The following is a 6,214-nucleotide window of genomic DNA, read 5'->3' on the forward strand; positions in this document are numbered from 1 at the left end:
CCATGCGCGGCCCCGCCGCTCCCACCAGCCCCGGCCCCTGGGACTCCCGCTCCGAGGCCCTGCTCAAGGCCCCCGCCCTCGCCCCGGCGCCGGAAGCCGCGGAAGCCCTTGCCGAAGCGATTCAGCAGCCGGCCCCGGAACCCGTCCAGTCGTCCGCGCAACCGCCCGCACGGCCCCGGCGCGGCCCCGCCGACCCCGTCAAGGCGCTGATGCACCGTCACCGCGAGCTCTGCGAACGCGCCGTCGACGCCCTGGAGATCGCCGCCGGACTGGAGGCCCACGGCGTCACCGACCGCACCGCCGCCCGCTTCCGGCACCGGGACGTCTTCTCGCTCGCCGAGGAGCTCTACGCGCGCGTGCCGCGCGGCGAGAGCCCCCGCACTCCCGCCGCGCCCGCCGCCCCGGCCCGTACCCCGTGGACCGCGTGGGCGCTCGCCACCTGCGCGCCCGGCGCCGTCGCCGCCCTCGTCGCCACCGGGCTCGCGCTCACCATCGGGGCCGCGCGGACCACGACCGGAGTGCTCGGCGCGCTCGGCCTCGGCGCCGCCGTGCTCGCCGCCGTGCGCCGCGGCCCGCTGCGCGCCGGCGGCCGCCCCCTCCTCGCCACCCCGCTGTGGACCCTCTGGCTCCTCGCCTACGCGGCGGCCGGCGACGGCGCCCTCGACCAGCTGCTCCGCGGCGGACCCGACGGCGCCCCGACCGTCGTCACCCCGCTCGACGGCCCGGCCGGCACCGAGTGGCTGTTCGACACCGGGCCGCTGCTCGCCCTCGCCCTCTCCGTCGCCCCCGCCGCCTGGTGCGCCCACCTCTTCGCCACCCGCGCCCGGCGCAGACTCGCCGTCAGCCGCGGCCTCGCCGACTTCGCCGCCGGCACCAGACCCCTGCTCCTCGGCAGCGTCGCCCTCCACCTCGCCGCCCTCACCGGACTGCTCGTCCTCACCGGCTTCCACCCCGGCGCCCTCGCCCTCGGCACCCTGCTGCTGCTCGCCCGGCTGCTCGCGGTGCACGGCTTCGCCGAGGCCGCCGACAGCGTCCTCATGGCCACCGCCTCCGCCGAGGCCCTCGTCCTCGCGAGCGTCCTCGCCGCCCGCCTGCCGGGCTGCGCCGCCCTCGACACCCCCGTCCGCGCCGTCGTCGCCCTCTGGGGACCGGCGGCCCTGCCCACCCTGATCTGCGGCACGGCGGCCCTCGCCCTGCTGATCCACGCCACCGGCGCGCTCTCCCGCGCCTCGGCCCACGCCTGAGCCCCCACCAGGCCCCGACCCGTTGCCCGCCTGACCCCCCACCGGTGCACCCCGCGCACCCCGCGGAGCCGACGCCGCGGGCGTGCCTCCCCGTACCCGACACCTCGCAAGGAGACGAAAGAGACATGACGCACCACCTCCCCACCACGGCCGGTCGGCACGAAGGGGCCGCACGATGAGGGTGCTGCTGCTCGGAGCCAACGGATTCATCGGCCGGTTCGTCGCCGACCGCCTGCTCGCCGACCCGGCCGTCCACCTCACCGCGCTGGGCCGCGGCGACGACGCCGACGTGCGCTTCGACCTCGCCACCGGCAGCCCCGGCGCGCTGACCCGGTTCTTCGACGCGGTCCACCCCGGAGTCGTCGTCAACTGCGCCGGCGCCACCCGCGGCGGCGCCCGCGACCTCACCCGGCACAACACCGTCGCCGTCGCCACCGTCTGCGAGGCCCTGCGCCGCAGCGGCTGCGGCGCCCGGCTCGTCCAGGTCGGCTGCGCCTCCGAGTACGGGCCGAGCCAGCCCGGCTCGTCCACCGCCGAGGACGCCATGCCACGGCCCGGCGGCCCGTACGGCGTGTCCAAGCTCGCCGCGACCGAACTCGTCCTCGGCTCCGGCCTCGACGCCGTCGTACTGCGGGTCTTCTCGCCCGTCGGTCCCGGCACCCCCGCCGGCTCCCCGCTCGGCCGGCTCGCCGAGGCGATGCGGCGCGCCATGCAGGCCGGCGACGGCGAGCTGAAGCTCAGCGGCCTCGGCGTGCAACGGGACTTCGTGGACGTCCGGGACGTGGCCCGGGCCGTGCACGCCGCCTCGCTCTCCGCCGCCCAGGGCGTCGTCAACATCGGCACCGGCCGGGCCGTGAAGCTCCGCGACGCCGCCGCCGTCCTCGCCAGGGTCGCCGGATACACCGGCCAGCTCCACGAGCTCGACGGGCCGCCGCGCCCGGTCATCGGCGCCCCGCGCACCGAGGCCACCATCGCCGAGCAGCTGGCCGCCGCCCCCTACCCGTACCCCGACGGCTGCGGCCCCTGGCAGCAGGCCGACGTGCGCACCGCCCGCGACCGGCTCGGCTGGCGGCCCCGGATCAACCTGGAGGAGTCCCTGGCGGACATCTGGATGGAGGCGGCATGCCGCATCTGACCGCCACCGGCACCGGGACGGTCACCGGGATGGGGGTGGGCGTCCCGGGCTACGCCCACCCCCTGCTCGCCCCCGTCGAGTGGGCCGAGCTGACCCGGCCCGGCACGCCCGTGCACTGGGCCGTCCTCAACGTCGCCGACGGGCCGGGCGGGCGGCCCGACCCGCACTGCCTGGAGGCCGCCGGCAAGCTGCGGAACGCGGGCGTCCGGGTGCTCGGGCACATCGACCTGGCGCACGGCTCGCGCCCCTTCGGCGAGGTCGTCTCGGACGCCCAGCGCTACCTCGACTGGTACCGGGCCGACGGCTACTACCTGGACCGGTGTCCCTCCGACCGGGCCGACCTGCCCGGCGTACGGCGCATCGCCGGCACCCTGGAGGCGCTGCGCGAGAGCACGGCCGAGGGCGACGTCCACCTCGTCCTCGGCCACGGCACCCACCCGTACCCGGGCTACGCGGAGACCGCCGACCAGCTCGTCACCTTCTCCGGCTCCTGGACCGACTACCGCTGGTCGCAGGTGGCGGAGTGGACGGCCGACCACCCGGCCGCGAGGTTCGTCCACCTCGTCCACGGAGTGCCCAGGACACATCTGGACGAAGCGCTCCGGATCGCCCGCTGGCAGGGGGCCGGCACGGTCTTCATGACGGACCGCCGGGCCCGTCCGGGACAAAGCGACCAATTCCACACGCTGCCCGGTTACTGGGACGAAATCGTCTCGCGGATCGGACGGGGTGTCTCGGAATGAGGAGGGCCATGGCAGTGTTATGGGGAGAACAACCGTCGTAATGACATCCCGACCAGCTGTATTGATGAGGTCTCCGTGTCGCTGCCACCCCTGGTCGAGCCGGCTGCCGAGCTCACCGTTGACGAGGTCCGCAGGTACTCCCGCCACCTGATCATCCCTGATGTCGGGATGGACGGACAGAAGCGGCTGAAGAACGCCAAGGTGCTCTGTGTGGGCGCCGGCGGGCTCGGCTCCCCGGCCCTGATGTACCTGGCCGCGGCGGGCGTGGGCACGCTCGGCATCGTGGAGTTCGACGAGGTCGACGAGTCGAACCTGCAGCGCCAGATCATCCACAGCCAGTCCGACATCGGCCGCTCCAAGGCCGCGTCGGCGCGCGACAGCGTCCTCGGCATCAACCCGTACGTGAACGTGATCCTCCACGAAGAGCGGCTCGAGGCCGAGAACGTGATGGACATCTTCAGCCAGTACGACCTGATCGTCGACGGCACGGACAACTTCGCGACCCGCTACCTGGTCAACGACGCGTGCGTGCTCCTCAACAAGCCGTACGTGTGGGGCTCCATCTACCGCTTCGACGGCCAGGCCTCGGTCTTCTGGTCCGAGTACGGCCCCTGCTACCGCTGCCTCTACCCGGAGCCGCCGCCGCCGGGCATGGTCCCGTCCTGCGCCGAGGGCGGCGTCCTCGGCGTGCTCTGCGCGTCCATCGGCTCCATCCAGGTCACCGAGGCCATCAAGGTCCTCGCGGGCGTCGGCGACCCGCTGGTCGGCCGCCTGATGATCTACGACGCCCTGGAGATGCAGTACCGCCAGGTCAAGGTCCGCAAGGACCCCGACTGCGCGGTCTGCGGCGCCAACCCGACCGTCACCGAGCTCATCGACTACGAGGCCTTCTGCGGCGTCGTGTCCGAGGAGGCCCAGGAGGCCGCGCTCGGCTCCACGATCACTCCGAAGCAGCTCAAGGAGTGGATCGACGACGGCGAGAGCATCGACATCATCGACGTCCGCGAGCCGAACGAGTACGAGATCGTCTCCATCCCGGGCGCCCGCCTGATCCCGAAGAACGAGTTCCTGATGGGCAACGCCCTCCAGGACCTGCCGCAGGACAAGCGGATCGTCCTGCATTGCAAGACGGGTGTCCGCAGTGCGGAAGTCCTCGCCGTGCTGAAGTCCGCGGGCTTCGCGGACGCGGTGCACGTCGGCGGCGGCGTCATCGGCTGGGTCCACCAGATCGAGCCGGAGAAGCCGGTCTACTGATCGCGCTGACCGAGTGAGCGAAGAGGGCCCGGATCCGCCTGACGGATCCGGGCCCCTTCGTCGTCAGCCGCAGGTGGTGCCGGACGCCGGCACCGTCCCGTTCAGCAGGTACGCGTCGGTCGCCGCCTTCACGCACTTGCTGCCGCTGGTGTACGAGCCGTGGCCCTGGCCGTTGTACGTGAGCTCCACGCCGACGCCCTTGCCGAGCGCGTCCACCATCGACCGGGCGCCCGCGTACGGGGTGGCCGGGTCGCCGGTGTTGCCGATGACGAGGATCGGGGCGGAGCCGGGGGCCGAGACGTCCGGGTGGGCCCAGGTGCCCGGCACCGGCCACGGGGCGCAGCTCGCCAGGCCCCAGCCCATGAAGTCGCCGAAGACCGTGGAGACCGCGCGGAACTCGGGCAGCTTCTCCCTGGCCTGGTCGAGGGTGAAGCGGTCCTTGAAGTCGACGCAGTTGATGGCGGCGTTGGCCGCCTGGATGTTGCTGTAGACGCCGTTCTGGTCGCGGCCGTTCATCGAGTCGGACAGCGCGAGCAGCAGCGCGCCGTTGCCGCCGTCGGCCTCGTCGAGGCCCTGCTCCAGATACGGCCAGAACTCCTTGGAGTACAGGGCCTGCGCGATGCCGTTGGTGGCCTGGGTCTGCGTCAGCTTCCGGTCGCCGATGCCCGGGATCGGCTTCTTGTCGAGCGAGGCCAGCAGGTCCGTGATGAACCCCTCGATCTCGGCGACCGACGAGCCGGGCAGCACGCACTGCTCGGCGCGCGCCAGACAGTCCTTGGCGAAGTTGTCGAGCGCGAGCTGGAAGCCCTGGGCCTGCCCGAGCGCGCCCGCCTCCACACCGGCGGCCGGGTCCACGACGGCGTCGAAGACGGCCCGGCCCACGTTCTTCGGGAAGAGATGGGCGTAGACGCCGCCGAGTTCGGTGCCGTAGGAGATGCCGAAGTAGTGCATCTTCTCGTCGCCGAGGACCCGGCGCATCAGGTCCATGTCGCGGGCCGCGTTCTCGGTGCCGACGTACGGCAGTTGCGTGCCGGACTGCTTCTCGCAGGCGCCCGCGTACTTCTTCTGCGCGTCGCCGAGCGTCTTCTCCTCGGCGGCGTCGTCCGGCGTGAAGTCCAGGGCGTAGAAGGCGTCCAGCTCCTTGTCGCCGAGGCATTCGACCGGCTTGCTGCGGCCGACCCCGCGCGGGTCGAAGGAGACCAGGTCGTAGCGGGAGCGCAGCGACTCGAAGTCGTTCGCGAAGCCGGGCAGCCCGGTGACGCCGGAACCGCCGGGGCCGCCGAAGTTGAAGATCAGCGAGCCGATCCGCTGTCCCTGGTCGCGGGCCTTGGCACGGATCAGGGCGAGGTCGACGGTGGGGCCGTCGGGCTTGGCGTAGTCGAGCGGCGCGGCCATGAAACCGCACTCCCAGGGCGTCCCGCCGGGCAGCGGCGTCGGCGCGGGCCCGCCGCCCTCCGCCGCGTTCGGTGGCAGACACGGCGCCCACTCCACCTTCTGCGCCGCGAGCCGGTCGAGCCCGGTGGGCCCGCTGGACTCGGGGGCCGCCGCCGTGCCCCCGTCGTCGGAGCACCCGGTGGCCAGCAGCAGGGCGGTCGCGGTGAGCGTCGCGGTGAGCAGGGCGGTGCGGTGGGCGGCGGAGATCGGCATGGACCCATCCTGGGTCGGCCGCCGGGGCGCCGCGCGGGAGGAGGGCCATGCGGGTGGTGTCCCGATGGTGGTCGGGGGCGGGGGGGGGGGGGGGGGGCGCGGGGGCCCCCCCCCCCCCCCCCCCCCCCCCCCCAGGGCGCCCCCCCCCGGGCCCCCCGCGCCCGGCCCCCCCCCCCGGCGCACCCGCCCCC

General features: G+C 74.1%; 5 protein-coding genes. 4 read left to right on the forward strand and 1 reads right to left on the reverse strand.

The features are described 5' to 3' along the window. Nucleotides 1-2: 2 nt before the first annotated feature. The 4 genes from ACFYU9_RS36050 (at nt 3) to moeZ (ending at nt 4,376) form a co-directional block, all read left to right on the forward strand. Nucleotides 3-1,244 carry a hypothetical protein gene (locus tag ACFYU9_RS36050; protein ID WP_389347848.1) on the forward strand — a complete coding sequence of 414 codons (1,242 nt, stop codon included), beginning with the start codon at nt 3-5 and terminating at the stop codon, nt 1,242-1,244. A gap of 175 nt (nt 1,245-1,419) precedes the next feature. After that, entirely contained in the window at nt 1,420-2,379 is a 960-nt protein-coding gene (locus tag ACFYU9_RS36055; RefSeq protein ID WP_389208228.1) for an NAD-dependent epimerase/dehydratase family protein, read from the forward strand. Continuing rightward, on the forward strand, nt 2,367-3,122 hold the full coding sequence (locus tag ACFYU9_RS36060) for a spherulation-specific family 4 protein (RefSeq protein WP_389347850.1): 756 nt from the start codon (nt 2,367-2,369) through the stop codon (nt 3,120-3,122). The genes ACFYU9_RS36055 and ACFYU9_RS36060 overlap by 13 nt, the downstream gene beginning before the upstream one ends. Before the next feature lie 75 nt (nt 3,123-3,197). Beyond that, nucleotides 3,198-4,376 carry an adenylyltransferase/sulfurtransferase MoeZ gene (gene moeZ / locus ACFYU9_RS36065; protein WP_389208232.1) on the forward strand — a complete coding sequence of 393 codons (1,179 nt, stop codon included), beginning with the start codon at nt 3,198-3,200 and terminating at the stop codon, nt 4,374-4,376. Between the two features lie 63 nt (nt 4,377-4,439). Here the strand turns inward: moeZ and ACFYU9_RS36070 are convergent, their stop codons facing one another. Continuing rightward, nucleotides 4,440-6,023 (reverse strand): alpha/beta hydrolase, encoded by a 1,584-nt coding sequence (locus ACFYU9_RS36070; RefSeq protein WP_389347852.1) that lies wholly within the window; start codon nt 6,021-6,023, stop codon nt 4,440-4,442. Between the last annotated feature and the right edge of the window lie 191 nt (nt 6,024-6,214).

Source organism: Streptomyces sp. NPDC004327 (assembly GCF_042873935.1).
Classification (GTDB): Bacteria; Actinomycetota; Actinomycetes; order Streptomycetales; family Streptomycetaceae; genus Streptomyces.

What these genes read in the sequence shown, in the direction of transcription:
- ACFYU9_RS36055 (WP_389208228.1), top strand. Translation starts at nt 1,420, where the DNA reads ATGAGGGTGCTGCTGCTCGGAGCCAACGGATTCATCGGCCGGTTCGTC.
- ACFYU9_RS36070 (WP_389347852.1), bottom strand. Translation starts at nt 6,023, where the DNA reads ATGCCGATCTCCGCCGCCCACCGCACCGCCCTGCTCACCGCGACGCTC.
- ACFYU9_RS36060 (WP_389347850.1), top strand. Translation starts at nt 2,367, where the DNA reads ATGCCGCATCTGACCGCCACCGGCACCGGGACGGTCACCGGGATGGGG.
- ACFYU9_RS36050 (WP_389347848.1), top strand. Translation starts at nt 3, where the DNA reads ATGCGCGGCCCCGCCGCTCCCACCAGCCCCGGCCCCTGGGACTCCCGC.